Genomic DNA, 25997 nt, shown 5'->3' with positions numbered 1-25997 from the left:
CCCTTTCGCACAGTGAGGCGGGCACGCCGCAGCTGTCCCGCACACACCATCGACTAGGCTCCGCAACGTCGCGCGCGCGAACGAACAGCACGGGGGTGGTTCCATGGCGCCGCAGGGGAACACCGGAGCGGATGCGGAAGCGGAGCTTCCTGAGTACGCCGGTCACTACCGTCTGGAGTCCTGCCTCGGGTCCGGGGGCATGGGCGTCGTGCATCTGGCCCGCAGCACCTCAGGCATGCGGGTCGCGGTGAAGGTCGTACACGCCCGGTACGCCAAGGACCCCGAGTTCAGGGGACGTTTCCGGCAGGAGGTGGCCGCCGCGCGACGCGTGAGCGGAGCCTTCACGGCACCGGTCGTCGATGCCGACCCGGACGGCGGACGCCCTTGGATGGCCACCCTCTACATCCCCGGTCCGACGCTCTCCGAGCAGGTGAACCGGAACGGCCCCATGGACCCGGACCAGTCGCGCAGGCTGATGGCCGGGCTCGCCGAGGCGCTGCGCGACATCCACCGGGTCGGCGTCGTGCACCGGGACCTGAAGCCGAGCAACGTCCTGCTCGCCGACGACGGGCCGAAGGTCATCGACTTCGGGATCTCCCGGCCCACGGACAGTGAACTGCGCACCGAGACCGGGAAGTTGATCGGAACGCCGCCGTTCATGGCGCCCGAGCAGTTCCGGCGCCCGCGTGAAGTGGGCCCCGCCGCCGACATGTTCGCGCTCGGCTCGCTCATGGTGCACGCGACGACAGGGCGCGGCCCCTTCGACTCCGACAGCCCTTACGTCGTCGCCTACCAGGTCGTCCACGACGAGCCCGACCTGACGGGTGTGCCGGAGTCCCTCGCACCCCTGGTACGGCGGTGTCTGGCCAAGGAGCCCGACGGACGGCCCACGCCGGACGAACTGATGCGGGAACTGCGCTCGGCGTCCGCGGCGTACGACACGCAGGTGTTCCTGCCGGCACAACGGGTTCCGGAGACACGGGAGTCGGCCGGAGCGGGGGGTCCGGCAGGCCGCCCGGGCCCCGGCACACCGGAGACATCCGGCGCGCGGCAGAAGGCCGGCGCCCGGGAGGGTGCCGCTGCCGAAACCCCGGCGGACGCGTCCGCGAAGCGGTCCGTGCGGCGTCCGGGCCGGCGGGCCGCCCTGGTGGCCGGGGTGCTGTGCGTCGCCGTGCTCGGCGGGCTCGCCGCGCTCCAGGTGTGGGACGACACGGAACCGCCGCGCCGGACCACCGCCGCGCAGAGCACCCCGGCGGGCCCCGGTGCGTGGGAGGTGGTGCCCGCCTCGGAGGACAGCGGTGTGCCCCAGTGCGTGCACGGAGCCGGGAAGCTGCTGTGCGCGGTGCCCGGCCTGGTCCTCGCCCTCGATCCGGCCGACGGCCGCACCGTGTGGCGGCACGACGTCGCCCCGGGGACGACGCGCAGCGAACCGCCGGCTCTGTCCGGCGGTCTCGTCCAGCCCTCCCTCGACCGGATCGGCGACCTGGAGGCGCTCGACCCGGCCACGGGCGAGCCGGTGTGGCGGAAGGACACCCCCGCCTACGACGGGGTTCGGGCGGTGGGCGACACCGTCCTGCTGACCCGCGCCGACGGGATGGTCACGGGCGTGGACGGTACCTCGGGCGAAACCCTCTGGTCCCACCGGATCCCCGGCCAGGCCGTGCCCTACTTCGCCTCGTTCGACGACGAGTCGCAGGAGCCGTCGGCGTACGCGGCGAGCCTGTCCGCGGACGGGAGCACGACGCACGTCACCGCGGTCGACCCGGCGACGGGGGACGTCCGGTGGGACGCGGAGCTGGACGGGTCGCTGACGCCCGTGGGAGCCGCGGACGGGCACGTGTACCTCGTCGCCGACGGCATGGTCCAGGGTGACGCCGGGACCGTCGTCCGGTTCACGCCCGGCACCGGCGACACCCGGCGGGTGGCGCTGCCCGTGGCGATCCCGGACGCGGAGGCCGGCGTGCACGGCGACACGGTGTACCTCATGGGGACGGGCGGGTCGCTCGCGGCCGTCGACATGGCGGCCGGGAAACAGCGGTGGCGGCTGGAGACCGGGGTGAGCTGGGGCTCCGTGCCCGCCTCCGACGGACGGCACGTGTACGTGGCCGCCCCCGACGGACGGCTGCTCGGCGTCGACGCCCGCGAGGGCGAGCTGCTCGGGCAGACCCGGCCGCGGCTCGGGCCCGCGTCCGACCGTGTCCCCGGGACACTGGCCGAGCCCGTTCTCGCCGGTGACCGCGTCTACGGCTCCGCCCCCGACGGCACCGTCTTCGCCGTCGACGCGCGCGACCCCGCCGCCTGGTGAGAGGCGGCGGGGTCGTGGCGGCGGAAGGGCGTCAGCCGAGCTTGCTCACGTCGCGGACCGCGCCCTTGTCCGCGCTGGTCGCCATCGCCGCGTAGGCCCGCAGCGCCGCCGAGACCTTGCGCTCGCGGTTCTTCGGGGCGTAGCGGCCGCCGAGGGCCTCCTCGCGGCGGGCCAGCTCGGCGTCGTCCACCAGCAGTTCGATGGAGCGGTTCGGGATGTCGATGCGGATGCGGTCGCCGTCCTCGACCAGGGCGATGGTGCCGCCCGAGGCCGCCTCGGGGGAGGCGTGGCCGATGGACAGGCCCGAGGTGCCGCCGGAGAAGCGGCCGTCGGTGATCAGCGCGCACGCCTTCCCGAGGCCGCGGCCCTTCAGGTACGACGTCGGGTAGAGCATCTCCTGCATGCCGGGGCCGCCCTTGGGGCCCTCGTAGCGGATGACGACGACGTCGCCCTCCTTGACCTGCTGGGTGAGGATCTTCTGGACGGCCTCCTCCTGCGACTCGCAGACGACCGCCGGGCCCTCGAAGGTCCAGATGGACTCGTCGACGCCGGCCGTCTTGACGACGCAGCCGTCCGCGGCGAGGTTGCCGCGCAGCACCGCGAGGCCGCCGTCCTTGGAGTAGGCGTGCTCGACGGAGCGGATGCAGCCGCCCTCGGCGTCCTCGTCCAGCGAGTCCCAGCGCTCGGACTGGGAGAACGCCTCGGCGGAGCGCTTGCAGCCGGGGGCCGCGTGCCAGAGCTCCACGGCCTCCGGCGACGGGGAACCGGCGCGGATGTCCCAGGTCTTCAGCCAGTCCGCCAGGGACGGGCTGTGGACGGAGTGGACGTCCTCGTTGAGCAGGCCCGCGCGGTGCAGTTCACCGAGGAGGGCCGGGATGCCGCCGGCACGGTGCACGTCCTCCATGTAGTACGTGCGGTCCTTGGCGACGTTGGGCGCGACCTTCGCCAGGCAGGGGACGCGGCGCGAGAGGGCGTCCATCTCGGTGAGGCCGTAGGCGACCTCCGCCTCCTGGGCGGCGGCCAGCAGGTGCAGGATCGTGTTGGTCGAGCCGCCCATCGCGATGTCGAGCGCCATGGCGTTCTCGAAGGCCGCGGGGGTGGCGATGTTGCGGGGCAGGACCGACTCGTCGTCCTGCTCGTAGTAGCGGCGGGTGAGGTCCAGGACCGTGTGGGCCGCGCGGACGTACAGGTCCTTGCGGGCGGTGTGGGTGGCGAGGACCGAGCCGTTGCCCGGCAGGGACAGGCCGATGGCCTCGGTCAGGCAGTTCATCGAGTTGGCGGTGAACATGCCCGAACACGAGCCGCAGGTGGGGCAGGCGTTCTCCTCGATGCGGAGGATGTCCGCGTCGGAGATCTTGTCGTTGACCGCTTCCGACATCGCGTCGACCAGGTCGAGCGTGCGGACCGTGCCGTCGACCAGAGTGGCCCGGCCGGACTCCATCGGGCCGCCGGAGACGAAGACCGTGGGGATGTTCAGCCGCAGCGCGGCGTTGAGCATGCCCGGGGTGATCTTGTCGCAGTTGGAGATGCAGATCAGGGCGTCGGCGCAGTGGGCCTCGACCATGTACTCCACGCTGTCCGCGATCAGGTCGCGGGAGGGCAGCGAGTAGAGCATGCCGCCGTGGCCCATCGCGATGCCGTCGTCGACGGCGATGGTGTTGAACTCGCGCGGGATGCCGCCCGCCGCGACGACCGCCTCGCTGACGATCCGGCCGACCGGGGCGAGGTGGGTGTGGCCGGGGACGAACTCCGTGAAGCTGTTGGCGACCGCGATGATCGGCTTCCGGCCGATGTCCGCACCGGGTACACCGGAGGCGCGCATAAGGGCGCGGGCGCCCGCCATGTTGCGGCCGTGGGTGACTGTGCGGGACCTCAGCTCGGGCATCGTCGCTCGCTCCTTCAGACCTTCGGGGAGTCTCCGCCAGAGAGTTCTGACTGCACCGAGCGTACGCCGGTCATCCAGAGGGCGGGACGGGGTGTCCGGAATACGGGACGCGTGTCTCGGTGGACAAGGCGTCGTGCGGCGTCAGTCGCCGGTGAGGTGTCCCTGCACCACCGGGGCCACGCGCCGGACGATGTCCTCGGGGTCCGCCGAAGCGAGCGGCTCCACCCGGATCACGTACCGGATCATCGCGATGCCGACCAGCTGCGCGGCGGCGAGCTCGGCGCGCAGTTCCGCGTCCGGCCGGTCGAGCTGTCCGGCGATCCGGCGCAGCAGATGGCTGGCGACGAGGTGGCGGAAGACGGCGGCGGCGGTGTCGTTGTTGACGGCGGAGCGGACGATCGCCAGCAGCGGGGCGCGTGTGACGGGGTTCTCCCACAGTCCGATGATCATGCGCGTCATCCGCTCGCCCACCTCGTCCAGCGGGCCTTCGAGCACCGCCTCCCGCTCGTCGAGCACCGGCCCGAAGGCGACCTCCACGGCGGCCTCGAAAACGCGTTCCTTGGTGCCGAAGTAGTGGTGCACCAGCGCCGGGTCCACCCCGGCGGTCTTCGCGATGCCCCGTACGGACGTCTTGTCGTACCCCCGTGCGGAGAACTCCTCGCGGGCGGCGTCGAGGATGCGGTCGCGGGTGCCGGCCGACTCGGTGCGCGGGGGGCGGCCGCGGCGCCGGGCGGGGCCCGGCGTGGGGGCGGCCGGGCCGTCGCCCGCGGTGACGCCGGTCATCGCCGGGGCACCCGCAGGGCGGACGGGGAGGACGCGGAGGCGAGATGGAGACGGGTGAAGGCCAGCGCCTCCGCCAGATCGGCCTCGCGTTCGGCGCCGGACATGGCGCGCCGGGTGTTGACCTCGATCACGACGTGCCCGTCGAAACCGATGGCCGCCAGCCGGTCCAGCACCTCGGCGCACGGCTGGTCGCCCCGGCCGGGCACCAGGTGCTCGTCCTTGGCGGAGCCCCGGCCGTCGGCCAGGTGGACGTGCCCCAGCCGGTCGCCCATCCGCTCGACCATCCCCAGGGTGTCGGTGCGGGAGGTGGAGGCGTGACTGAGGTCGATCGTGAAGTGCCGGTAGTCCTCTTTGGTGACGTCCCAGTCGGGGGCGTAGGCGAGCATCTCGCGGTCGCGGTAGCGCCACGGGTACATGTTCTCCACGGCGAAGCGCACGTCGGTCTCGTTCGCCATCCGCCAGATGCCGTCCACGAAGTCGCGGGCGTACTGCCGCTGCCACCGGAAGGGCGGGTGGACGACGACCGTCGAGGCGCCGAGCTTCTCGGCGGCGGCCCGGGCCCGCTGGAGCTTGGTCCAGGGGTCGGTGGACCATACGCGCTGCGTGATCAGCAGGCACGGCGCGTGGATGGCGAGGATGGGGATGCGGTGGTAATCGCTGAGTCTGCGGAGGGCCTCGATGTCCTGACTGACCGGATCGGTCCAGACCATCACCTCGACGCCGTCGTACCCGAGGCGCGCGGCGATCTCGAAGGCCGTCGCCGTCGACTCCGGATAGACGGAGGCCGTCGACAGGGCGACCTTCGCATCCGGGATGCGGACTACGTCCCTTGCTTCTGCCACGAGCCTCAGGTTACGGGGTGGGGTGGGGGCGGTGCGGGGTGCCGCTTCGCCGTTGTGGTGTTTGCCATAGCGGGCCGCCCCCGCGGGGGTGGCCCGCCGGACGTCCGCCATGGGCCCGGGCCCCACGAGGCACGGAGCCGGGCGACTCAGGCTCCGCCCGGGGGGCCGAGCCTTGGCGCGTCAGGTCCGCCCGGGGGGCCGGGCCCGTGTGGGTCAAGCCCGGGGCCCGTGTGGTGGGTCAGGCCGGGCCCGTAGCAACAGGCCCGGGTCGGCCTACGCCTGGCCCATGTGGTCCAGGCGGCGGAGTATGACGCCTTCGCGCAGGGCCCAGGGGCAGATCTCCAGGCGCTCGACGCCGAACAGGTCCATGGCGCCCTCGGCAACCATGGCCCCGGCGAGCAGCTGCCCCGCGCGGGCCTCGGACACGCCCGGCAGCTCGCCGCGTTCGGCGGCGGTCATCCCGGCCAGCCGCGGCACCCACGCCTCCAGCGACTCGCGCTTCAGCTCGCGCTGGACGTACGGACCCTCGGCGGAGCCCGGGGCGCCGGCGAGCCGGGCGAGCTGCTTGAAGGTCTTGGAGGTGGCGACCACGTGGTCCGGCGCGCCGAAGCGGCTGAATTCGCCGACCGTGCGCGCTATCTCGGTGCGGACGTGACGGCGCAGCGCGCGTACGTCCTCCGCCTCGGGCGGGTCCCCGGGCAGCCACCCGGCGGTGAGCCGGCCCGCGCCGAGCGGCAACGACACGGCCGCGTCCGGTTCCTCGTCCAGCCCGTAGGCGATCTCCAGCGAGCCGCCGCCGATGTCGATGACGAGCAGCTTCCCCGACGACCAGCCGAACCAGCGGCGGGCCGCGAGGAAGGTGAGCCGGGCCTCCTCCTCGCCGCTGAGCACCTGCAGTTCGACGCCGGTCTCCTCGCGGACGCGGGTGAGCACGTCGTCGGCGTTGCGGGCGTCACGCACGGCGGACGTCGCGAACGGCACGATCTCCTCCACGCCCTTGTCCTCGGCGGCCTGGAGCGCCTCGTGCACGACCGACACCAGCCGGTCGATACCGTCGGGGCCGATCGAACCGTCGTCGTCGAGGAGCTGGGCGAGGCGCAGTTCGACCTTGTGCGAGTGCGCGGGCAGCGGCCGCGCGCCGGGGTGGGCGTCGACCACCAGCAGATGCACCGTGTTCGAACCCACGTCGAGGACACCGAGTCTCATGTACGGAACGCTACTGCCCGACGCGCGCCGTGTTGCCCGGTTCGCCACGGCCGGACCGGTGCCTGCGCGGGGGCCGGGCGACTTACCCTGGACGAGTGCCAAAGACGAAAAAGGCGAAGGACGACAAGACGGACAAGAAGGCCAGAAAGGACAAGATGGCCGGATTGACCGGGGGTCCCTCGCGGGTGCCAGCACCGCAGCCGCCGGGGGCGGCTCCGGCCGACGACGAGAAGGGCCTCGACTTCGCCCGCGCCTGGGTGGAGTTTCCCGATCCTGCGGACGACGAGCAGGTCTTCCGCTGCGATCTGACATGGCTCACCTCTCGGTGGAACTGCATCTTCGGCAGCGGCTGCCAGGGCATCCAGGCCGGCCGCGCGGACGACGGGTGCTGCACCCTGGGTGCCCACTTCTCGGACGAGGACGACGAGAAGCGGGTCGCCGCGCATGTGGCGAGGCTCACACCGGACATCTGGCAGCACCACGCGGAGGGCACCAGCAACGGCTGGGTATCCGAGGACGAGGACGGCGAGCGCCAGACGCGCCCGTTCCAGGGTTCGTGCATCTTCCAGAACCGTCCGGGCTTCAAGGGCGGTATGGGCTGCTCGCTGCACATCCTCGCCCTCAAGGAGGGCCGCGAGCCGCTGGAGACCAAGCCGGACGTCTGCTGGCAGCTCCCCGTCCGGCGTACGTACGACTGGATCGACCGGCCGGACGACACGCGCGTACTGCAGGTGTCGATCGGTGAGTACGACCGGCGCGGCTGGGGTCCCGGCGGCCACGACCTGCACTGGTGGTGCACCTCGGCCACCTCGGCGCACGGCGCGGGCGACCCGGTGTACGTCTCCTACCGCCCGGAGCTGATCGAACTGATGGGCAAGGCCGGGTACGACCGCCTGGTCGAGCTCTGCGAAGAGCGGCTGGCGTCGCAACTGCCGCTGCTGGCGCCGCATCCGGCGGACCCCGCCTGACACGGCCGGCCCCCCCGACACGGCCGCCGGCCGGCCCGGACGCCCGTCTCCTGCCCGCACCGTGGGGAGGGGGCGGGCGTCCGCGCGTCGTCGGTCCACGTGCCGGGCGGTCCACGTGACGGGCGGTCCGCGGTGTCAGGACGTGCCCGGGTCCGGCGTGCCCGTGCCGGCGGGGGCGGAGTCGTCCGGAGTGGGGGATCCGGGCGTGGTGGAGCCCGGGTCGCCCGGCGCCGGACCACCGGGGTCCGGCTCGCCCGTCGAGGGCTCGGGGTCGGGGTCCTGGGAGGACGGGGGGTCGGTCGGGGTGGGGTCCGAGGGCGTCGGTGTGGTGGGCGTGGGGTCCGGGTCGGGAGACGACGGAGGAGGACTGCCCGGGGTGCTCGGCGTGCCCGGTGTGCCCGAGGGGGAGCCGCCGGCCGGGGCGGACGGGGCGGGGCCGTATCCCTCGATGGACACGACGGACCCCGCCGGGGAGACCGCCACCGTGGCCCTCCAGTGGCCGGACGGCTCGCGCAGCTGGTCGACGAACACCCTGATCGTCACCGACTCGCCGGGGGCGAGCGTGCCCGAGGACCGGCTCAGGTACAGCCAGGACGCGCCCGTCGACGCGGACCAGCGGACCGGGCCCGTGCCCTTCGCGGTCAGGGTGATCAGCGTGGTGTCGCCGCTGTGGGCGGCCGTCACGCCCATCACGGCGGCGCCCTCGCGTCCGGCGCCCGCGACCTCGACGACCTCCACGGACACGTCCGGCGCGCCGTCCGCGCCGAAGCCCGTGGTGCCGGGCCGGGGAGCGGCGTTGCCGGCGTTCTCGTAGCCCGCGCCGCCGTCGCGGCCGTCGAAGTCGACCGTGCCGTCCTCCCGCGCGGAGGCCGGTCCGCCGTCCGTCCCCTCGCCCACCGGGGTGCCCCGGTACGCGGCCCACAGCGCGAGCACGGGCGCGGCGACGACCGTGGCGACGACGGTCGTGGTCACGGCACGCGAGCGCAGCCGGTCCCGGCGGGCCACCCGGTCCTTGGGGTCCACGGGGAAGCCGCGCCGGTCGAAGCGGGGCGCGGTGCCGCGCACGCGGGGGTGGTGCGCGAGGGCGGTGACCAGGGCGGCATCCGGCGCGGGCAGGACGGGCAGGGCGTCCGGCGTGACGCTGGTGCCGGGCCACCGGCCCGGGACGGCCCGCTCGGCGGTACGGCGGCAGCGTGGGCAGTCGTCGACGTGGCGCACGAGTTCGCGGCGCAGTGTCGTGCCGAGCACCAGCCCCTGCTCGCCGGTGAGATGCGCCACGCCCGGGCAGGTGCCGGTCTCCACGACGGCGAGCGCCGCGCGGGTGCGCTCCACCTCGCACGCCGCGGTGGCGAGCAGCTCGCGCGCCGCCGCCGGTGCCATGCCGAGCACGGCGGCGATCTCATGGGCGGCGAGGCCGTGGCGGACGGCGAGCTCCAGCGCCTCACGCTGCTCCGGGGTGGTGCCGGCGGCCTCCGGCCAGGCCAGGGCGGCCAGTTCGCGCCGGCGCCGCTCCTGGACCTCGGCGGACACGGTCGGAGCGGGGGCGTCCGCAGCGGCTCCCTTGGACACGCGCTGCCTGCGGCCCACGGCGTGGGAGGCCTGACGTTTCTGCCTGGCCTCGGCGAGCTTGCGCAGGCAGGCCCAGCGGGCCAGGGCGTACAGCCAGGCCCTGCGGCTGCCGAGTTCCTCCGGGACGTGCCGGTCGCGGCGCTCCGCGAGGTGCAGCGCGTCGGCCAGGGCGGCGGTCGCCGCGTCGTGGTCGCACAGGACGGACAGGCAGTAGGTGAACAGGCCGTCGAGGTGCGGCGCGTAGCGGGCGGCCGGCCGCTGCGCCACCGTGCGCGCGGCCGCGTGGTCGCGCGCCTCGCGGTGCGTCCGGTGTGTTCCGGTCGTACGGGTGGACGTACGGGTCGAGGTCTCCGGGCCGCTGCTCGTCATTCGGCGACCGTAGGGGGCGCGGGGCGGCGCCTTCCGGCGCCCTGCGCACTTTTAATCCGTACGGGTGAAACGATCCCTCAATCCGGGGACGGGCCGGGGACGGGAACCTCTCCCCGGCGCCTGAGCGGCCAGGACGCCCCGGCCCGGCGAGCCCGCGGGCGGGCGGGCGCGGGGCCCGTTGTCGGAGGGGGCCGTTACCTTGGGCGCATGGCTGCCCGTACCAAGACCTCCAAGGACCGTCCGTCCTACCGCTGCACCGAGTGCGGGTGGCAGACGGCCAAGTGGCTCGGCCGCTGCCCCGAGTGCCAGGCCTGGGGGACGGTCGAGGAGTACGGGTCGGCGCCCGCAGTCCGGATGACCGCGCCGGGCCGGGTCACCACGTCCGCGCTGCCCATCGGCCAGGTCGACGGCCGTCAGGCCACCGCCCGCTCCACCGGCGTGCCCGAGCTGGACCGGGTGCTGGGCGGCGGTCTGGTCCCCGGCGCCGTGGTGCTGGTGGCCGGTGAGCCGGGCGTCGGCAAGTCGACGCTGCTGCTGGACGTCGCCGCCAAGTCGGCGAGCGACGAGCACCGCACCCTGTACGTCACGGGTGAGGAGTCGGCGAGCCAGGTGCGGCTGCGCGCCGACCGCATCCACGCGATCGACGACCACCTGTACCTCGCCGCCGAGACCGATCTGGCCGCCGTGCTCGGCCACTTGGACGCGGTGAAGCCGTCGCTGCTGATCCTGGACTCGGTGCAGACGGTGGCGTCCCCGGAGATCGACGGCGCCCCGGGCGGCATGGCGCAGGTACGCGAGGTCGCGGGCGCCCTCATCCGGGCGTCCAAGGAGCGCGGGATGTCCACCCTGCTCGTGGGCCACGTCACCAAGGACGGCGCGATCGCCGGCCCGCGCCTGCTGGAGCACCTGGTGGACGTCGTCCTGCACTTCGAGGGCGACCGGCACGCGCGCCTGCGCCTCGTCCGCGGCGTCAAGAACCGCTACGGCACGACCGACGAGGTCGGCTGCTTCGAACTGCACGACGAGGGCATCACGGGCCTCGCGGACCCGAGCGGACTTTTCCTGACACGTCGGGCGGAACCGGTCCCGGGCACCTGTCTGACCGTCACCCTGGAGGGCCGCCGCCCCCTGGTCGCCGAGGTCCAGGCGCTCACCGTGGACTCGCAGATCCCCTCCCCCCGCCGCACCACCTCCGGCCTGGAGACCTCCCGGGTGTCGATGATGCTGGCGGTGCTGGAACAGCGCGGGCGCATCAGCGCCTTGGGCAAAAGGGACATCTACTCCGCGACGGTGGGCGGGGTGAAGCTGTCGGAGCCGGCCGCGGACCTGGCCGTGGCGCTCGCGCTGGCCTCGGCGGCGAGCGACACCCCGCTGCCGAAGAACCTGGTGGCGATCGGCGAGGTCGGGCTCGCGGGCGAAGTGAGACGGGTCACGGGAGTTCAGCGCAGGCTCGCCGAGGCGCACCGCCTGGGCTTCACGCACGCCCTGGTGCCGGGCGACCCGGGCAAGGTCCCGGCGGGCATGAAGGTCCTGGAAGTGGCGGACATAGGGGACGCGCTGCGGGTCCTTCCCCGCTCCCGTCGGCGAGAGGCCCCACGGGAGTCGGAGGACCGCCGGTAGACTTTGCCCAGGTCTCGCCCGTCCGTACGAAGCGCGGGGGCGCCCAGAACCTGCGACCGGAGGAGTGCAGTGGCAGCCAACGACCGGGCAGCAGCTCCCGGAAAGTCCGGTGGGAGTGCCGGTTCCGATGGCCTGATGCGCGCCTCGCTGAGCGCCGTGGCACCCGGTACCGCCCTGCGTGACGGCCTGGAGCGCGTGCTCCGCGGCAACACCGGCGGTCTCATCGTGCTCGGCTCCGACAGGACCGTCGAGGCGCTGTGCAGCGGCGGCTTCGTGCTGGACGTGGAGTTCACCGCGACCCGGCTGCGTGAGCTGTGCAAGCTGGACGGCGGCATCGTGCTGTCGTCCGACCTGTCCAAGATCCTGCGGGCGGGCGTACAGCTGGTGCCGGACCCGACGATCCCCACGGAGGAGACCGGCACCCGGCACCGCACCGCCGACCGCGTCAGCAAGCAGGTCGGCTTCCCGGTCGTCTCCGTCTCCCAGTCGATGCGCCTGATCGCGCTCTACGTCGACGGTCAGCGCCGTGTCCTGGAGGACTCGGCGGCGATCCTGTCCCGCGCCAATCAGGCGCTCGCCACCCTGGAGCGCTACAAGCTCCGCCTCGACGAGGTCGCGGGCACGCTGTCCGCGCTGGAGATCGAGGACCTGGTGACGGTCCGGGACGTCTCGGCGGTCGCACAGCGGCTGGAGATGGTGCGCCGCATCGCCACCGAAATCGCCGAATACGTGGTCGAACTGGGCACCGACGGCCGTCTTCTCGCGCTCCAGCTCGACGAGTTGATCGCGGGTGTGGAGCCGGAGCGTGAACTGGTCGTACGGGACTACGTCCCCGAGCCGACCGCCAAGCGCTCCCGCACGGTCGACGAGGCGCTGCACGAGCTGAACGTGCTCACCCACGCGGAGCTCCTCGAGCTGTCGACGGTGGCGCGGGCGCTCGGTTACACCGGCTCCCCGGAGACGCTGGACTCTGCGGTGTCGCCGCGCGGCTTCCGGCTGCTGGCCAAGGTGCCGCGGCTGCCGGGCGCGATCATCGACCGGCTGGTGGAGCACTTCGGCGGTCTGCAGAAGCTGCTGGCCGCGAGCGTGGACGACCTGCAGACGGTGGACGGCGTCGGCGAGGCCCGCGCCCGCAGCGTCCGCGAGGGCCTCTCCCGCCTGGCGGAGAGCAGCATCCTCGAACGCTACGTCTGACGGTCACGGCCGACGGGGCCGGTAAGGGGCGCGGGGGACCGCGCGCCCGGCCTCCACCGACCGTCGGGTCACGCCGGACCTGACGGCCTGGTCGGCCTGGTCGGCCTAGTCGGCCTTCAGCACGAACGACGTCCGCACCTTCTCGTACCCCGGCGCCTTCGCCTCCACCAGATACGTCCCCGGCTGTGCCGCCCCACCCTTGGGCGTGGCGCACTGCGCCGCACTCCGCTTGCGGTCCCACTTCACGGTGTACGTGATGCTGTCCCCGGCCGGCACCCGGAACACCAGGCTGCGCGCGCCCTTGGGGCAGTCGTCCGACGCCCAGAACACGTCGTCACCCGTGGCCTGGGAGACGGTCACCACCGTGTGCTCGGGCCCGAGGTCGATCTTGCAGTCGGCGCCGGACGTGTTCCGCGCGGTGAGCAGGAAGGTGGGCGTCTGCCCGGGACCGTACGTGTTCTCCTCGCTGCGCAGGCTGAACCGGACCGCGTTCGCAGCGCAGTTGGGGAGCCCCGACCCGGAGCCCGCCGGAAGCGCGTCGCCCGAGCCGACCCCGGCGGACGTACCGCCCTCGGATCCGCCGCCCGCGCTGCCGCCACCGCCCGATCCGTCCGCACCGCCCGCGCCCGCGGAGTCCGCGGGATCGCCGTCGCCGTTCGAGCCGTTCGAGCCGTCCGAGGATCCACCGGACCCGCCCGATCCGCCGGACCCCTCCGACCCGCCGTCACCCGTCTCGTCGCGTCCGCCCGGTGCCTGGCTGATCGCGGGACCCGAGCCGGAGGGTCCGGGGGTGATGGAGGGCACGGGATTCTTGCCGTTGGCGCCGTTGTCCCGGTTGTTGCCGCCGCCACCGCCGGAGACCACGACCCAGGTGATCAACAACGCCAACACGGCGAGCACGGACAGCAGTACGGCCCTCCGACGCCAGTAGATGGAGGAGGGAAGCGGCCCGACCGGATTGCGCAGAGATCCCACGGCGCAAACTGTACGAGAGATCCGAGCGTTCGCTTGTCCCACCCGCCGCTCAGGCACACAACTTTTCCGGATCATCATCCCGGTAACCGGCCGCACACCCCTGTCTTTCGTCAGGTGCGACACCCGACGATCGCGGGGTGTGACCGTTCCGCCCGTTCACCTACGGTCGGTGACCATGGACTTCGTGGACAGCGGGCTCTACCGCGACATCACCGACCACGCGTACGACGCCCCGGCGTGGCTGCGGCACACGGCCGAGATCGGGACGGAGGCCGGACTGCTCGTGTTCGTCGCCCTGTTCGTGGCCGGCTGGTGGCGGGCACGGCACGCGGACACCCGGGCGTTCGCGATCGCGGTCCTTGCACCCCTGGCCACGGCTGTGGCGTACGTGTGCAGCGAACTCCTCAAGTCCGGTGTGACGGAGGAGCGTCCGTGCCGCGCCGTGACCGGTGCCGCTCCTCCCCTCGCGGAGTGTCCGCCGCACGGCGACTGGTCGTTCCCCAGCAATCACGCCACCATCGCCGGCGCGTCGGCCGTCACGCTGGTCCTGGTGCGCCGCGCGCTGGCCTGGCTGACGGCGCCGCTGGCTCTACTCGTCGCGTTCTCACGGGTGTTCGTCGGCGTGCACTACCCGCACGACGTGGCCGCGGGACTGCTGCTCGGCACCCTGGTGTCCCTCGCCGTCGTGGGTCCGGCCACGGGTCCGGCGCTCCGGCTGGCCGCGGCGATGCGCGGCTCGACGGCGCCCGCCGCGCGCTGGCTCACCGGGCCGGGCCCGCGCTCCGGGGCGACCGCCCCCACGCCGTACGCCACGCACCGCCGTCACTGAACGAGGCGAGCGGCGCCCATGGACGGGCTCAACTCCCCACCAGGCCCGCCTCGTACGCGACGATCGCCGCCTGTACGCGATTGCGCACGCCGAGCCGGTCCAGGACCGCGCTGACGTACGCCTTCACCGTGCCCTCGACGAGGTGCAGCCGGGCGGCGATCTCCGGGTTGGACAGCCCCGCCCCGACCAGGGCGAGCACCTCGCGCTCGCGCGGGCTGAGCAGTGCCGCGCGGGCCCGTGCGTCGGCCTCGCGGGCCAGCCGCCCGCCACCGTCGGTGCCGCCGAGGCCCTCGATGACGTACCGGGCCACCTTGGGCGACAGGAAGGCCGCGCCGCCCGCCACCGCCCTTACACCGGCGAGGAGTTCGTAGGGGTCGCCGGTCTTGAGCAGGAAGCCGGTGGCGCCGCCGGCCAACGCCCGGGCCACGTAGGCCCGTTCGGAGAACGTCGTCAGGACGGCGACGGCCGTGCCCGGCACGGTGCGGACGATCTCCTCGGCCGCCGAAAGCCCGTCCAGGCGGGGCATGCGGACGTCGAGCAGCGCCACGTCCGGACGGTGCGCGCGGGCGAGTTCGACGGCCTGGTGCCCGTCGCCGGCCTCGGCGACGACCTCCGCCTCCCCGCCGCTGTCCAGGATGGCGCGCACCCCGGCCCGCACCATCGCCTCGTCGTCGGCCAGCAGGACGCGGATCACCGTACGAACTCCTCACGCCGTGACTTCTGTTGTCCGCCCACGCGCGGTACGACGTCCTTGGCGGCCAGGCGCCCCCGGTCGTCGAAGCAGAGGCGGTAGTGGTCGACGGAGACGAACAGTTCGCCGCTCGCGCGGTAGTAGCGGCAGTCCGTGCGGTCGGGCGGAGCCGGGGCGCGGTCCGTCGGCGGGTCCTGGACGTGCCGGTCGGGCAGGTCGAGGTCGGCGAGGAGCGCGCCCGGGCGAAGTCCGGCGTAGGCCGCGGGTTCCAGCACCGCGTGCGTCTCGGTGTACGCGTACCAGCCGACCGACGCCGCGACCAGGACGGCCCCCGTGCCCGCCGCGACGCCGAGCGCGGTGACGACCCGGCGGCGGGCGCGGGTGTAGGGGGCGGAAGGCGGAGGCGCCGGGACGACGGCCGCCGGGATGAGGGCGGGGACGTGGGCACTGACCCGGTACCCCTCACCGTGCGGCCCCGCCTCGAAGGTCCCGCCGACGGCGGTGACGGCGGCACGCAGTGCCCGCAGCCCGCTGCCGCCCCCGGAGCACGCCGGACGACTCCCGTCCGCCGCGCGCCGGTTGGTGACGGTGACGGTCACTCCCGAGGTGGCGTCGCCGGTGACCTCCACGACGACCGGTGCGCCGGGGGCGTGCCGTGCCGCGTTGGTGAGCGCCTCACGGGCGACCCGGTGCAGCAGCCGTTCGGCGACCCCGCCCGGTGCCACGGTCCCGGTCCGAGCGCCGGTCCCCCAGCGGACCGGCAGCCCGGAGTCGGCGGCGCGGGCTACGAGTTGCTCGACGGTCTCCCCGGCCGGGGCGAGCGGGAGCGGTGCGTCGTCCTCCTCCCGCAGCACGCCGATGACGCGGTGCAGCCGGTCCGTGGCGTCCGCGGCCGCCGCACGCAGGTCGGCCGCCGCGGCCCGGTGCCGCTCCGGCAGGTCGGGCGCCACCTGGAGCACGCCCGCCCGCAGCGCGAGCAGGCTCAGCTCGTGCCCGAGGGAGTCGTGCATGTCCTGGGCGATCCTGGCCCGCTCGCGCAGCCGCGCGCGCTCCTCGGCGAGGCGCTGCTCCTCCTCCAGCCGGGCCGCCCGCAGCCAGCCCGCGGCGGTGAGCTCACGGCTCTGCCGCCAGTAGCGGCCGCCGAGCCAGGGCAGGACGCAGGCGAAAAGCAGGGTGCCGGTCATGACCAGCCACTCCGGGACCGGATCGGCACCGCCGAGTGCGATCCTCACGGTCCCGGCGCCACCGACGGCGAGGAAACAGAGGGCGGCGGGGCCGGTGCGGCCCTCCCGCAGCCCGAGCAGCAGGGCGAACACGGCGAGCGCGGGGCCGTAGGAGAGGCTGAACAGGGCGGGGGCGGCGGCGAGGCACAGGGCGGCCGTGAGGGCGAAGGCGGTGAGCGGGCGGCGCCCGGCCAGTGCGGTGGCGACGGCGAGCACTCCCGCCCCGGCCAGCTGCTGTCCGAGGGGACGCGGCTCGTTCAGTCCGAGCCGGCCGGCACCGAACGCGGGCAGCGCGAGCGCCGCCCAGAGCAGACAGCGGCCGGCGACGACGACGGTGCGGGCACGGTCCATGCGCCCGACGCTACAAGCGGACGCCGGGCGCCGCCCCTGCCGATCGTCAGGTCCCGTGTCACCTTCCGGGAGGTCCTTCCCCGTGGCGCTCGGCCGTCGACGGGGCCCGGCGTGGCAGGATCGGACAGGTCATGACTGCTCCCACGAAGCCCCCGTACGGCACCGCCGCCGATTCCGCGTCCGAGCATGCTCCCGGTGAGCCGCTGCACTCCCCCGTCATCGACTGGTTCGACGAGCACGCCCGGGACCTTCCGTGGCGACGCCCGGAGGCCGGCGCCTGGGGGGTGATGGTCAGTGAGTTCATGCTGCAGCAGACCCCGGTGAACCGGGTGCTGCCCGTCTACGAGCAGTGGATGGCCCGGTGGCCGCGCCCCGCCGACCTCGCCGCCGAGGCGCCCGGCGAGGCCGTCCGCGCCTGGGGCCGGCTCGGCTACCCGCGCCGCGCGCTGCGGCTGCACGGAGCCGCCGTGGCCATAACGGAACGGCACGGCGGCGACGTACCGGCGGACCACGCCCAGCTGCTGGCGCTGCCCGGCATCGGCGAGTACACGGCCGCGGCCGTGGCGTCGTTCGCGTACGGGCAGCGGCACGCGGTGCTGGACACCAACGTCCGCCGGGTGTTCGCCCGCGCGGTCACCGGCACGCAGTACCCGCCGAACGCCACCACGGCCGCCGAGCGCCGGCTCGCCCGCGCGCTGCTGCCCGAGGACGCGGAGACGGCCGCCCGCTGGGCCGCCGCCTCCATGGAACTCGGCGCGCTGGTGTGCACGGCGAAGAACGAGGCGTGCCACAGCTGCCCGATCGCCGCACAGTGCGCCTGGCGGCTGGCGGGCAAGCCCGCGCACGACGGTCCGCCGCGCCGCGGCCAGACGTACGCGGGCACCGACCGCCAGGTCCGTGGCCGGCTGCTGGCCGTGCTGCGGGAGGCGCACGGGCCGGTGCCGCAGACGGCGCTCGACCGGGTGTGGCACGAACCGGTGCAGCGCGCCCGCGCGCTGGACGGTCTGGTCTCCGACGGTCTGGTCGAGCCGATGCCCGGCGGTCTGTACCGGTTGCCGCTGAGCTGACCCGAGCCGCTTCCCGTCACACGGTCCGCACCCGTCACACCCCGCGTGACGGGTGATACCGCCGCATACCCGCATCGAACGGTCCGTCGCTTCGTCCCGTTCGTCCCTCCGTTACACAACCGACGGACAGCCGAGGGCTGCCCGCAGGGTGCTCCGCACAGTGCCGTGACAACGCCTCCGTACCTTCGATCACGTGCTCGACAAGGGCACGACGAGACGGATCACAGGCGGTACGGCCGGCCCGAGCGGGCCTGCCGGAACGGGGAGCGGAAGGCGGTACACCATGGCGCAGGGCGAGGTGCTCGAGTTCGAGGAGTACGTCCGCACCCGGCAGGACGCGCTGCTGCGCAGCGCCCGGCGCCTGGTCCCGGACCCCGTCGACGCGCAGGACCTGCTGCAGACGGCCCTGGTGCGTACGTACGGCCGCTGGGAGACCATCGTGGACAAGCGGCTGGCCGACGCCTATCTGCGCCGGGTCATGATCAACACGCGGACGGAGTGGTGGCGGGCGCGCAAGCTGGAGGAGGTGCCCACCGAGCAGCTCCCCGAGCCCTGCGTGGACGACGCCACCGAGCAGTACGCCGACCGCGCCCTGCTGATGGACGTGCTGAAGGTCCTCGCCCCGAAACAGCGCAGCGTCGTGGTGCTGCGACACTGGGAGCAGATGTCCACCGAGGAGACGGCCGCCGCACTCGGCATGTCGGCCGGAACGGTCAAGAGCACGCTGCACCGGGCGCTGGCCCGGCTCCGCGAGGAGCTGGAGTCCCGCGACCTGGACGCACGCGAGCTGGAGCGTGAGGAGCGGGAGCGTTGCGCGGCGTGACCGGCGCCGGGTCCGCACGGACCCGTTCCACCGCCAGGACGGCGAGTACGGCGACGGCCGTGCTCGCCGTCGGCGTGCTGTTCCTCAGCGGGTGCGGTGCGAGCGGCACCGGCGCGCGGGACGAGGGCCCGGCCCGCGTGGACGGGCCGACCAGCCCCGCCGCCTCCAAGGCACCCGCGACGGCGCCCTCGCCGACCCCCGACCGGATCGACGCCGTACGGCTGATCAAGCGGGACCCGGCGGTCTCCGACGAGGTGAAGCGGGAGCTCAAGCCCTGCGTCGCCGACGAGTACCCGGTGGACGTCAGCTACGGCAACCTCACCGGCGAGGCCCTGGACGACGTCGTCGTCAACGTGCTGACCTGCGGAGACGCGGTCGGTATCGGGACGTACGTGTACCGGCACCAGGGCGACGCGTACGTCAATGTGTTCAGCGCGGAGGAGCCGCCGGTCTACGCGGAGATCGACCGCGGCGACCTGGTGGTGAGCAAGCAGGTCTACGACCGCGGCGACCAGGTGTCGAACCCGTCCGTCGAGATCGTGATCACGTACCGCTGGGTCTCGGGCCGGTTCGTCGAGAAGTACCGCACCCACAACGAGTACGGCCCGGTGGCCGGCCCCGCGCCGACACCGGCACCCGACAGCTGAGACCTGGCTCACACGCGGGAACCGGCAGCGTGCCGCCGGACGATGAAGGGATGAACCCGTCGTGCGGCCGGTGCGTCCCGTGAGGTGGGCGTCGAGCAAGCGCCGTGACCGGGCGGGGACGGGGGCCCGCCCGGCCCGGGACCACACGAGAACTGAGAGCAGCGGGATGGCAGACCAGACCCACGTCCTGTTCGTCGAGGACGACGACGTCATTCGCGAGGCCACCCAGCTCACCCTGGAGCGGGACGGCTTCGCGGTCACCGCGATGCCCGACGGGCTGTCGGGCCTGGAGGCGTTCCGCGCCGACCGGCCGGACATCGCGCTCCTCGACGTCATGGTGCCCGGGCTGGACGGGGTCAGCCTGTGCCGGCGGATCCGGGACGAGTCGATGGTGCCGGTGATCATGCTGTCGGCCCGCGCCGACGCCATCGACGTGGTGCTGGGCCTGGAGGCGGGTGCCGACGACTACGTGACCAAGCCGTTCGACGCCGCCGTCCTGGTCGCCCGGATCCGCGCGGTGCTGCGCCGCTTCGAGCGGGCGGGCGGGGCCGGACAGGGGCGGGACGCAGAGGACGTCGGCGCCGTCCTGGCGTTCGGCGAACTGGTGGTCGACACCGAGGGTATGGAGGTGCGCAAGGCGGGCGAGCCGGTGGCGCTGACCCCGACCGAGATGCGGCTGCTGCTGGAGTTCTCCGCGGCGCCGGGCACCGTGCTCTCCCGCGACAAGCTGCTGGAACGGGTCTGGGAGTACGGCTGGGGCGGGGACACCCGGGTCGTCGACGTCCATGTGCAGCGCCTGCGGGCGAAGATCGGCCAGGACCGCATCGAGACGGTCCGCGGCTTCGGCTACAAGTTGAAGGCCTGAGCGAACGGATGCGTGGGTATGTCCGGCGCCTGGTGACGACGCTTGTCCGGCGGGCGGGCATCGGCGCCGGCCTGAGGTGGAAGCTCAGCGCGGCGATCGCGCTGGTCGGGGCACTGGTGGCGATCGCGCTGAGCCTGGTGGTGCACAACGCGGCCCGGGTGTCGATGCTGGACAACGCGCGCGACCTGGCCGACGAGCGCATCATGGTCGCGCAGCGCAACTACGAGCTGTCCGGACGGCTGAACTTCCCCAATACCAAGATCGACGACCCCCAGCTGCCCCGGGAGCTGCGGACCAAGGTCGACGAGGGCCGCCGGGCGACCTACGTGGCCGACCGGGGCGGGGCGCCGGACATCTGGGCGGCGGTGCCGCTGAAGAACGGGCACGTGATGTCGCTGCACTCCGGCTTCACCGACCGCAGCTCGGACATCCTCAAGGACCTCGACCAGGCCCTGTGGATCGGCTCCCTCGCCACCGTCCTGGGCGGCTGCGCGCTCGGCGTCCTCATCGGCGGGCATCTGTCGCGGCGGCTGCGCAAGGCGGCCACCGCCGCCAACCGGGTCGCGGGGGGCGAGACGGACGTCCGGGTGCGGGACGCCATCGGCGGGGTGGTGCGGGACGAGACCGACGACCTCGCCAGCGCGGTGGACGCGATGGCGGACGCGCTGCGCCAGCGGCTGGAGGCGGAACGCCGGGTGACCGCCGACATCGCCCACGAGCTGCGCACCCCGGTGACCGGCCTGCTCACCGCGGCGGAACTGCTGCCGCCGGGCCGGCCCACGGAGCTGGTGCAGGACCGTGCCAAGGCGATGCGCACCCTCGTCGAGGACGTCCTGGAGGTCGCCCGGCTCGACAGCGCCTCCGAACGGGCCGAGCTGCAGGACATCCTGCTCGGCGAGTTCGTCGCCCGGCGGGTCGCGGCGAAGGACCCGGACGCCACCGTGCGCGTGGTGCACGAGTCCGAGGTCACCACCGATCCCCGGCGGCTGGAGCGGGTGCTGTTCAACCTGCTGGCCAACGCCGCACGGCACGGGGCGCCGCCCATCGAGGTCACCGTGGAGGGCCGGGTCGTCCGGGTCCGCGACCACGGGCCCGGCTTCCCGGAGGACCTGCTCGCCGAGGGGCCGAGCCGGTTCCGCACCGGCAGCGCGGACCGGGCGGGCCGGGGCCACGGCCTGGGCCTGACCATCGCGGCCGGCCAGGCCCGGGTCCTGGGCGCCCGGCTGACCTTCCGCAACGTACGCCCGGCGGGTGCCCCTGACGGCACGCCGCCCGAGGGCGCCGTCGCCGTCCTCTGGCTCCCGGAACACGCCCCGACGAACACGGGCAGCTATCCGGTACTGGGGCAGTGAGCACGCTTCCGGGGCGCGTGGCACCCCGGAAGCCGCTTCTCTGCTCAGACCGCCTCGGAGGCCGGCGCCGCCGTCGGGGTTTCCTCCCGCTGCGGGCCCGCGCCCTTCAGCGGGACCTCCTTGACGAACACCGCCGCCGCCAGCGACAGCACCGCGATCACCGAGCCGAGCAGGAACGCCCCGTGCGTACCCGAGGACACGGCGTGCTGGTACGCCTCACGCGCCGCCTCCGGCAGCTTCGCCAGGCTCGCCGCGTCCAGCTGGGCGGACTGCTCGGTCACCTTGGAGCCCAGCGCGCCGGCCTTCTCGGCCATGACGTCCTGGACCCGGTGGTTGAACAGCGCGCCCATGACCGCGACGCCGAAGGACGAACCGAGCGTGCGGAACAGGGTGGTCGACGAGGACGCCACCCCCATGTCCCGCGGCTCCACGCTGTTCTGTGCGACCAGCATGGTGATCTGCATCAGGCAGCCCATGCCGAGCCCGACCACGGCCATGTAGACGCCGGAGGTGAGGCGGGAGGTCCCGGTGTCCATGGTGGACAGCAGGAACAGGCCGACGACCAGCAACGCGCTGCCCACCACGGGGAAGACCTTGTAGCGGCCGGTGCTGGTGGTCACCCGGCCCGCGACCATCGAGGTGACGAGCATCGCGCCGAGCATCGGCAGGAGCAGCAGGCCGGAGTTGGTGGCCGAGGCGCCCTGCACCGACTGCTGGTACAGCGGCAGGAAGAGCGTCGCGCCGAACATCACGAAGCCGACGATGAAGCCGATGACGGACATCAGCGTGAAGTTACGGCTGCGGAAGATGTGCAGCGGCACCACCGGCTCGGCGGCCCGGGTCTGCCAGAACACGAAGCCGACCAGGGACGCGACCCCGAGGCCGATCAGCTCCATGATCCGCGCGGAGGTCCAGGCGTACTCCGTCCCGCCCCAGGTGGTGACCAGGACGATCGCGGTGATGCCGACGGTCAGCAGCGCGACCCCGGGGTAGTCGATGCCCGCCTCGGACCGCTTCTTCGGCAGGTGCAGCACGGCGCCCACGGCGGCCAGCGCGATCGCGCCGAGCGGCAGGTTGATGTAGAAGGCCCAGCGCCAGCCCCAGTTGTCGGTGATGGTGCCGCCGACCAGCGGCCCGCCGATCATCGCCAGGGCCATCACGGCGGCCATCATCCCCTGGTACTTGCCCCGCTCCCGGGGCGGGATGAGATCGCCGATGATCGCCATGACGCCGACCATCAGACCGCCGGCGCCCAGGCCCTGCACCGCGCGGAAGCCGATCAGCTCGCCCATGTTCTGCGCCATGCCGCTGAGCGCGGAGCCGACCAGGAAGATCACGATGGAGGTCAGGAACGAGCCCTTGCGCCCGTACATGTCCCCGAGCTTGCCCCACACCGGGGTGGAGGCCGCGGTCGCCAGCGTGTAGGCGGTGACCACCCAGGACAGGTGCTCCAGACCGCCCAGCTCGCCCACGATGGTCGGCATCGCGGTGCCGATGATCATGTTGTCCAGCATCGCGAGCATCATCGCGATCATGAGCGCGAGCAGCACCACCCGCACGCTTCTCGGCTGTTTGCCGTCGTCCGTCCGTGCGGCCTCCGCCGCCACCGTGTCCGTCATCGATCCCACTCCCCCGGCCACACGGTGTGTGGCCCACTTCTACTTACTTGCCGACCGGCTAGTTCACTACACTGGGAAGCTAGTCGCGTAACTAGCCGGGCGTCAAGTAAGTTTTCGTCAAGAGGGTCCGAGTAGGAGGATGGGCGTCACCATGGACGGCACCAGACAGCGGCGCCGCGGGAACACCCGCCAGCGCATCCAGGACGTGGCCCTCGGACTCTTCGCCGAGCAGGGCTACGAGAAGACCTCGTTGCGCGAGATCGCCGAGCAGCTGGACGTCACCAAGGCGGCGCTCTACTACCACTTCAAGACCAAGGAAGAGATCCTCGTCAGCATCTTCGAGGACCTCTCCCGGCCGCTGGAGGACCTGATCGCCTGGGGGCGGGAGCAGCCGCACTCGCTGGAGACCAAGCAGGAGATCCTGCGCCGCTACAGCGAGGCACTCGCGGCGGCGGCCCCGCTCTTCCGCTTCATGCAGGAGAACCAGGCGACCATCCGCGAGCTGCGCATCGGCGAGCTGTTCAAGACCCGGATGTTCGGACTGCGGGACATCCTCACCGATCCGGACGCCGACCTGGTCGACCAGGTGCGCTGCGTCAGCGCCCTGCTCACCCTGCACGCGGGGATGCACATCCTCCAGGACACCGAAAGCGACCCCGAGGAGAAGCGCAAGGCCGTCCTCGAGGTCGCCGTCGATCTGATCACCCAGGCCCACCGCGGTTCCGCGGGGGCCTAAGGCCTGTCTGGCAATGTCCGTCGTCGCCCGGAGGGCGGGGGCGCGGCGTCAGGTGCGTGCTCTCGGCGTGCCGGCCCCAGGCCCTCGTACTGGCTGTACTTGGGCCTGGGGCCGGTGCGGCGAGAGTGCGTGCATGACGTCGCGCAGCAGACGGACATTGCCAGACAGGCCCTAGGGGGACACCTGCCCGCTTCCCGCGGGTCAGACCGTCACGCCGTGGCCGCGCAGGAAGGTCACGGGGTTGACGGCGGAGCCGTAGTTCGGGGTGGTGCGGATCTCGAAGTGCAGGTGGGGACCGCTGGAGTTGCCGGTGTTGCCGGACAGGGCGATCTTCTGGCCGGTCTTGACGACCTGGCCGACCTTCACGTGCACGGACGACAGGTGGGCGTACTGGGAGTACGTCTTGCTGCCGTGCTTGATCACGATGGCGTTGCCGTACGCGGGGCCGTCACCGGCGCCGTTGCCGCCGGCCTTGACGACGGTGCCGCCGTGGGCGGCCATCACCGGGGTGCCGGTCGGGACGGCGTAGTCCTGGCCGGAGTGCTTGTGGGCCCACATGCCGCCGTTCTGCGCGAAGCTCGCCGACAGCTTGTAGCTCTTGACCGGGTCGATCCAGGACGCGGCCTTCTTCTTGGCGGCGGCCTTGGCGGCCTTCTTCGCCTGGGCGGCCTTCGCGGCGGCGGCCTTCTTCGCCTCGGCGGCCTTCTGGGCCTTGGCGGCCTGCGCCTGGACGGCCTTCGCCTGGACCTCCGCGGCCTTGGACTGGGCGGCCGCCTGCGCCTGCACGGCGCCGGCCGCGCCGGAGGCGGCCGTGGTGTCGACGGCGGCCGCGACCCCGGCTCCCAGGACGACCGAGGTGCCCAGGCCGGCGGCCAGGACGGCCGCACGGGTACGGGTGGCGGACGTACGGGGGAAACGGGACGTGACGCGCTCGAACATCAAAACCTCGTGGGGGAGGGGACAGAGGAGAGCCACCTGCTCGCGAAGCCCGCGACGTGGTGGCCATTCAGTGGTAACCCTTTCGCCCATAACGGCGCAAAGGTGTGACCTACGATCGAAAGTCGTAGATACCGACTGAAATGCACACCCCGTGACGTAAGCCACTCAGGGGGCGAATCCCCCATTTCAAGCCGTTCGCCCACGTTTTCGCCACGAATGTCCGATGTAGTTTCGGTGTCTACCTACTATTCCGGGCCGTACGTGACGTAGCTCCTGTGCCCCATGTCACCGGCCGCCCGAATGCGGTGCCGCAGAAATGTGGCGCAGGCCTCTAGGCACCTACCGTGCGGTAACCCTACGGTTCACCTCGCGTCACCCTCGCACACGAGCATGCACACGACATGTTGGCAGCGTCACGGACGTGAGAGGACCCCCACGACATGAGAAGCCGACGCCCCTGGTTGCGCCGCGTATCGGTGACCGCCGTCTCCGCGACCGCCCTGGTGGCCCTCGCCGCACCGGCCGAGGCCGCACCCGCCACCGCGACGCCCGCGACGGCCACCGCCGTCCCGCCGGCCGCCGCCCCGGCCGCTCCCGCCGCCCTCGCGGCGGACGTCGGCTACGACACCTGGCAGCGCGACTGCCAGGCGGTCATGGACCAGGCGCTGCCCTATGTGAAGCAGCGGATCGCCGACGCCCGGCCGGACGAGAAGCAGGCCATCGTCCTCGACATCGACAACACCGCCCTGGAGACCGACTTCGGCTTCAGCTTCCCCCAGCCCGCCAACGAGCCGGTCCTGGAGGTCGCCCGGTACGCCGAGGAGCGCGGGGTCGACCTGTTCTTCGTCACCGCCCGGCCCGGCATCATCCACGCGCCCACCGAGTGGAACCTCGACCACGCCGGCTACGAGTCCTCCGGCCTGTACGTCCGCGGCTTCCTGGACCTGTTCAGGAACGTCGCCGACTACAAGACGGCCCAGCGCGTCGCCATCGAGCGCAAGGGCTACACGATCATCGCCAACATCGGCAACAGCGCCACCGACCTCTCGGGCGGCCATGCCGAGCGCGCCTTCAAGCTCCCGGACTACGACGGCCAGCTGTCCTGACCCCGGACACAGCAGAGGGGCCGGCACCCTTCC

Annotated in this window: 22 protein-coding genes; 12 read left to right on the top strand and 10 right to left on the bottom strand. The window is 73.1% G+C overall.

Translation table 11 applies throughout. The annotated features are described in order from the left end of the window. Positions 1-103: 103 nt before the first annotated feature. Complete coding sequence (locus F3L20_RS02085) at positions 104-2305, top strand: serine/threonine-protein kinase (protein WP_150151589.1); 2202 nt, start codon at positions 104-106, stop codon at positions 2303-2305. A 31-nt stretch (positions 2306-2336) separates the two neighbouring features. On the opposite strand, the gene ilvD is transcribed toward F3L20_RS02085, so the two are convergent. The 4 genes from ilvD to F3L20_RS02065 all read right to left on the bottom strand — a co-directional run bounded on the left by ilvD (position 2337) and on the right by F3L20_RS02065 (position 7021). Further along, on the bottom strand, positions 2337-4190 hold the full coding sequence (ilvD, locus tag F3L20_RS02080; RefSeq protein WP_150151586.1) for a dihydroxy-acid dehydratase: 1854 nt from the start codon (positions 4188-4190) through the stop codon (positions 2337-2339). A 141-nt stretch (positions 4191-4331) separates the two neighbouring features. Further along, positions 4332-4973, bottom strand: coding sequence for a TetR/AcrR family transcriptional regulator (locus F3L20_RS02075; protein ID WP_150151583.1), 642 nt, complete (start codon positions 4971-4973; stop codon positions 4332-4334). Continuing rightward, positions 4970-5815 carry a sugar phosphate isomerase/epimerase family protein gene (locus tag F3L20_RS02070; protein ID WP_145829334.1) on the bottom strand — a complete coding sequence of 282 codons (846 nt, stop codon included), beginning with the start codon at positions 5813-5815 and terminating at the stop codon, positions 4970-4972. The genes F3L20_RS02075 and F3L20_RS02070 overlap by 4 nt, the downstream gene beginning before the upstream one ends. A 273-nt stretch (positions 5816-6088) precedes the next feature. Then, positions 6089-7021 (bottom strand): Ppx/GppA phosphatase family protein, encoded by a 933-nt coding sequence (locus tag F3L20_RS02065; RefSeq protein WP_150151580.1) that lies wholly within the window; start codon positions 7019-7021, stop codon positions 6089-6091. A 95-nt stretch (positions 7022-7116) separates the two neighbouring features. On the opposite strand from F3L20_RS02065, the gene F3L20_RS02060 reads away from it, so the two are divergent. After that, complete coding sequence (locus F3L20_RS02060) at positions 7117-7989, top strand: hypothetical protein (RefSeq protein WP_150151577.1); 873 nt, start codon at positions 7117-7119, stop codon at positions 7987-7989. 135 nt (positions 7990-8124) lie between these two features. Here F3L20_RS02060 and F3L20_RS02055 read toward each other — a convergent pair whose 3' ends face one another. Beyond that, positions 8125-9927 carry a BACON domain-containing protein gene (locus tag F3L20_RS02055; protein ID WP_150151574.1) on the bottom strand — a complete coding sequence of 601 codons (1803 nt, stop codon included), beginning with the start codon at positions 9925-9927 and terminating at the stop codon, positions 8125-8127. Positions 9928-10134: 207 nt separating this feature from the next. On the opposite strand from F3L20_RS02055, the gene radA reads away from it, so the two are divergent. Together radA and disA are read left to right on the top strand one after the other, a co-directional pair. After that, on the top strand, positions 10135-11547 hold the full coding sequence (radA, locus tag F3L20_RS02050; RefSeq protein WP_150151571.1) for a DNA repair protein RadA: 1413 nt from the start codon (positions 10135-10137) through the stop codon (positions 11545-11547). A gap of 69 nt (positions 11548-11616) precedes the next feature. Beyond that, positions 11617-12741, top strand: coding sequence for a DNA integrity scanning diadenylate cyclase DisA (gene disA / locus F3L20_RS02045; protein ID WP_145829329.1), 1125 nt, complete (start codon positions 11617-11619; stop codon positions 12739-12741). A 105-nt stretch (positions 12742-12846) separates the two neighbouring features. On the opposite strand, the gene F3L20_RS02040 is transcribed toward disA, so the two are convergent. Next, positions 12847-13716, bottom strand: coding sequence for a hypothetical protein (locus F3L20_RS02040; RefSeq protein ID WP_150151568.1), 870 nt, complete (start codon positions 13714-13716; stop codon positions 12847-12849). Positions 13717-13891: 175 nt separating this feature from the next. Here F3L20_RS02040 and F3L20_RS02035 point away from each other — a divergent pair, with 175 nt between their 5' ends. Beyond that, positions 13892-14545, top strand: coding sequence for a phosphatase PAP2 family protein (locus F3L20_RS02035; RefSeq protein WP_206338848.1), 654 nt, complete (start codon positions 13892-13894; stop codon positions 14543-14545). A gap of 28 nt (positions 14546-14573) precedes the next feature. On the opposite strand, the gene F3L20_RS02030 is transcribed toward F3L20_RS02035, so the two are convergent. Together F3L20_RS02030 and F3L20_RS02025 are read right to left on the bottom strand one after the other, a co-directional pair. Next, positions 14574-15239: a response regulator transcription factor gene (locus F3L20_RS02030; protein ID WP_150151562.1), complete on the bottom strand. Its 666-nt coding sequence runs from the start codon at positions 15237-15239 to the stop codon at positions 14574-14576. Continuing rightward, positions 15236-16810 carry a sensor histidine kinase gene (locus tag F3L20_RS02025; protein ID WP_150151559.1) on the bottom strand — a complete coding sequence of 525 codons (1575 nt, stop codon included), beginning with the start codon at positions 16808-16810 and terminating at the stop codon, positions 15236-15238. Before F3L20_RS02025 ends, F3L20_RS02030 begins: the two co-directional genes overlap by 4 nt. 131 nt (positions 16811-16941) lie before the next feature. Between F3L20_RS02025 and F3L20_RS02020 the strand changes: the two genes are divergently transcribed. The 5 genes from F3L20_RS02020 to cseC all read left to right on the top strand — a co-directional run bounded on the left by F3L20_RS02020 (position 16942) and on the right by cseC (position 21564). After that, positions 16942-17877, top strand: a complete 936-nt coding sequence (locus F3L20_RS02020; protein ID WP_150151557.1) for an A/G-specific adenine glycosylase — start codon at positions 16942-16944, stop codon at positions 17875-17877. A gap of 283 nt (positions 17878-18160) precedes the next feature. Then, the gene (locus F3L20_RS02015; RefSeq protein WP_150151554.1) at positions 18161-18700 is read left to right on the top strand and encodes a SigE family RNA polymerase sigma factor; all 540 of its coding nucleotides are present in this window, start codon (positions 18161-18163) and stop codon (positions 18698-18700) included. Then, positions 18688-19347: a hypothetical protein gene (locus tag F3L20_RS02010; RefSeq protein WP_150151551.1), complete on the top strand. Its 660-nt coding sequence runs from the start codon at positions 18688-18690 to the stop codon at positions 19345-19347. The genes F3L20_RS02015 and F3L20_RS02010 overlap by 13 nt, the downstream gene beginning before the upstream one ends. Positions 19348-19513: 166 nt before the next feature. Beyond that, complete coding sequence (cseB, locus tag F3L20_RS02005) at positions 19514-20212, top strand: two-component system response regulator CseB (RefSeq protein WP_150151548.1); 699 nt, start codon at positions 19514-19516, stop codon at positions 20210-20212. 8 nt (positions 20213-20220) lie between these two features. Further along, positions 20221-21564 (top strand): two-component system sensor histidine kinase CseC, encoded by a 1344-nt coding sequence (gene cseC / locus F3L20_RS02000; protein ID WP_150151545.1) that lies wholly within the window; start codon positions 20221-20223, stop codon positions 21562-21564. A 44-nt stretch (positions 21565-21608) separates the two neighbouring features. On the opposite strand, the gene F3L20_RS01995 is transcribed toward cseC, so the two are convergent. Then, the gene (locus tag F3L20_RS01995) at positions 21609-23183 is read right to left on the bottom strand and encodes an MDR family MFS transporter (protein WP_150151542.1); all 1575 of its coding nucleotides are present in this window, start codon (positions 23181-23183) and stop codon (positions 21609-21611) included. Between the two features lie 151 nt (positions 23184-23334). On the opposite strand from F3L20_RS01995, the gene F3L20_RS01990 reads away from it, so the two are divergent. Next, positions 23335-23919, top strand: coding sequence for a TetR/AcrR family transcriptional regulator (locus F3L20_RS01990; RefSeq protein WP_150151539.1), 585 nt, complete (start codon positions 23335-23337; stop codon positions 23917-23919). Between the two features lie 201 nt (positions 23920-24120). Here the strand turns inward: F3L20_RS01990 and F3L20_RS01980 are convergent, their stop codons facing one another. After that, the gene (locus tag F3L20_RS01980; protein ID WP_150151536.1) at positions 24121-24858 is read right to left on the bottom strand and encodes a M23 family metallopeptidase; all 738 of its coding nucleotides are present in this window, start codon (positions 24856-24858) and stop codon (positions 24121-24123) included. 440 nt (positions 24859-25298) lie between these two features. On the opposite strand from F3L20_RS01980, the gene F3L20_RS01975 reads away from it, so the two are divergent. Further along, positions 25299-25964, top strand: a complete 666-nt coding sequence (locus F3L20_RS01975) for an HAD family acid phosphatase (protein ID WP_150151533.1) — start codon at positions 25299-25301, stop codon at positions 25962-25964. Positions 25965-25997: the final 33 nt, after the last annotated feature.

The organism is Streptomyces tendae (genome assembly GCF_008632955.1).
Taxonomy (GTDB): domain Bacteria; phylum Actinomycetota; class Actinomycetes; order Streptomycetales; family Streptomycetaceae; genus Streptomyces.
Note: the sequence above shows the minus strand (reverse complement) of the source record. Positions and strands in the feature narration are given on the sequence as shown.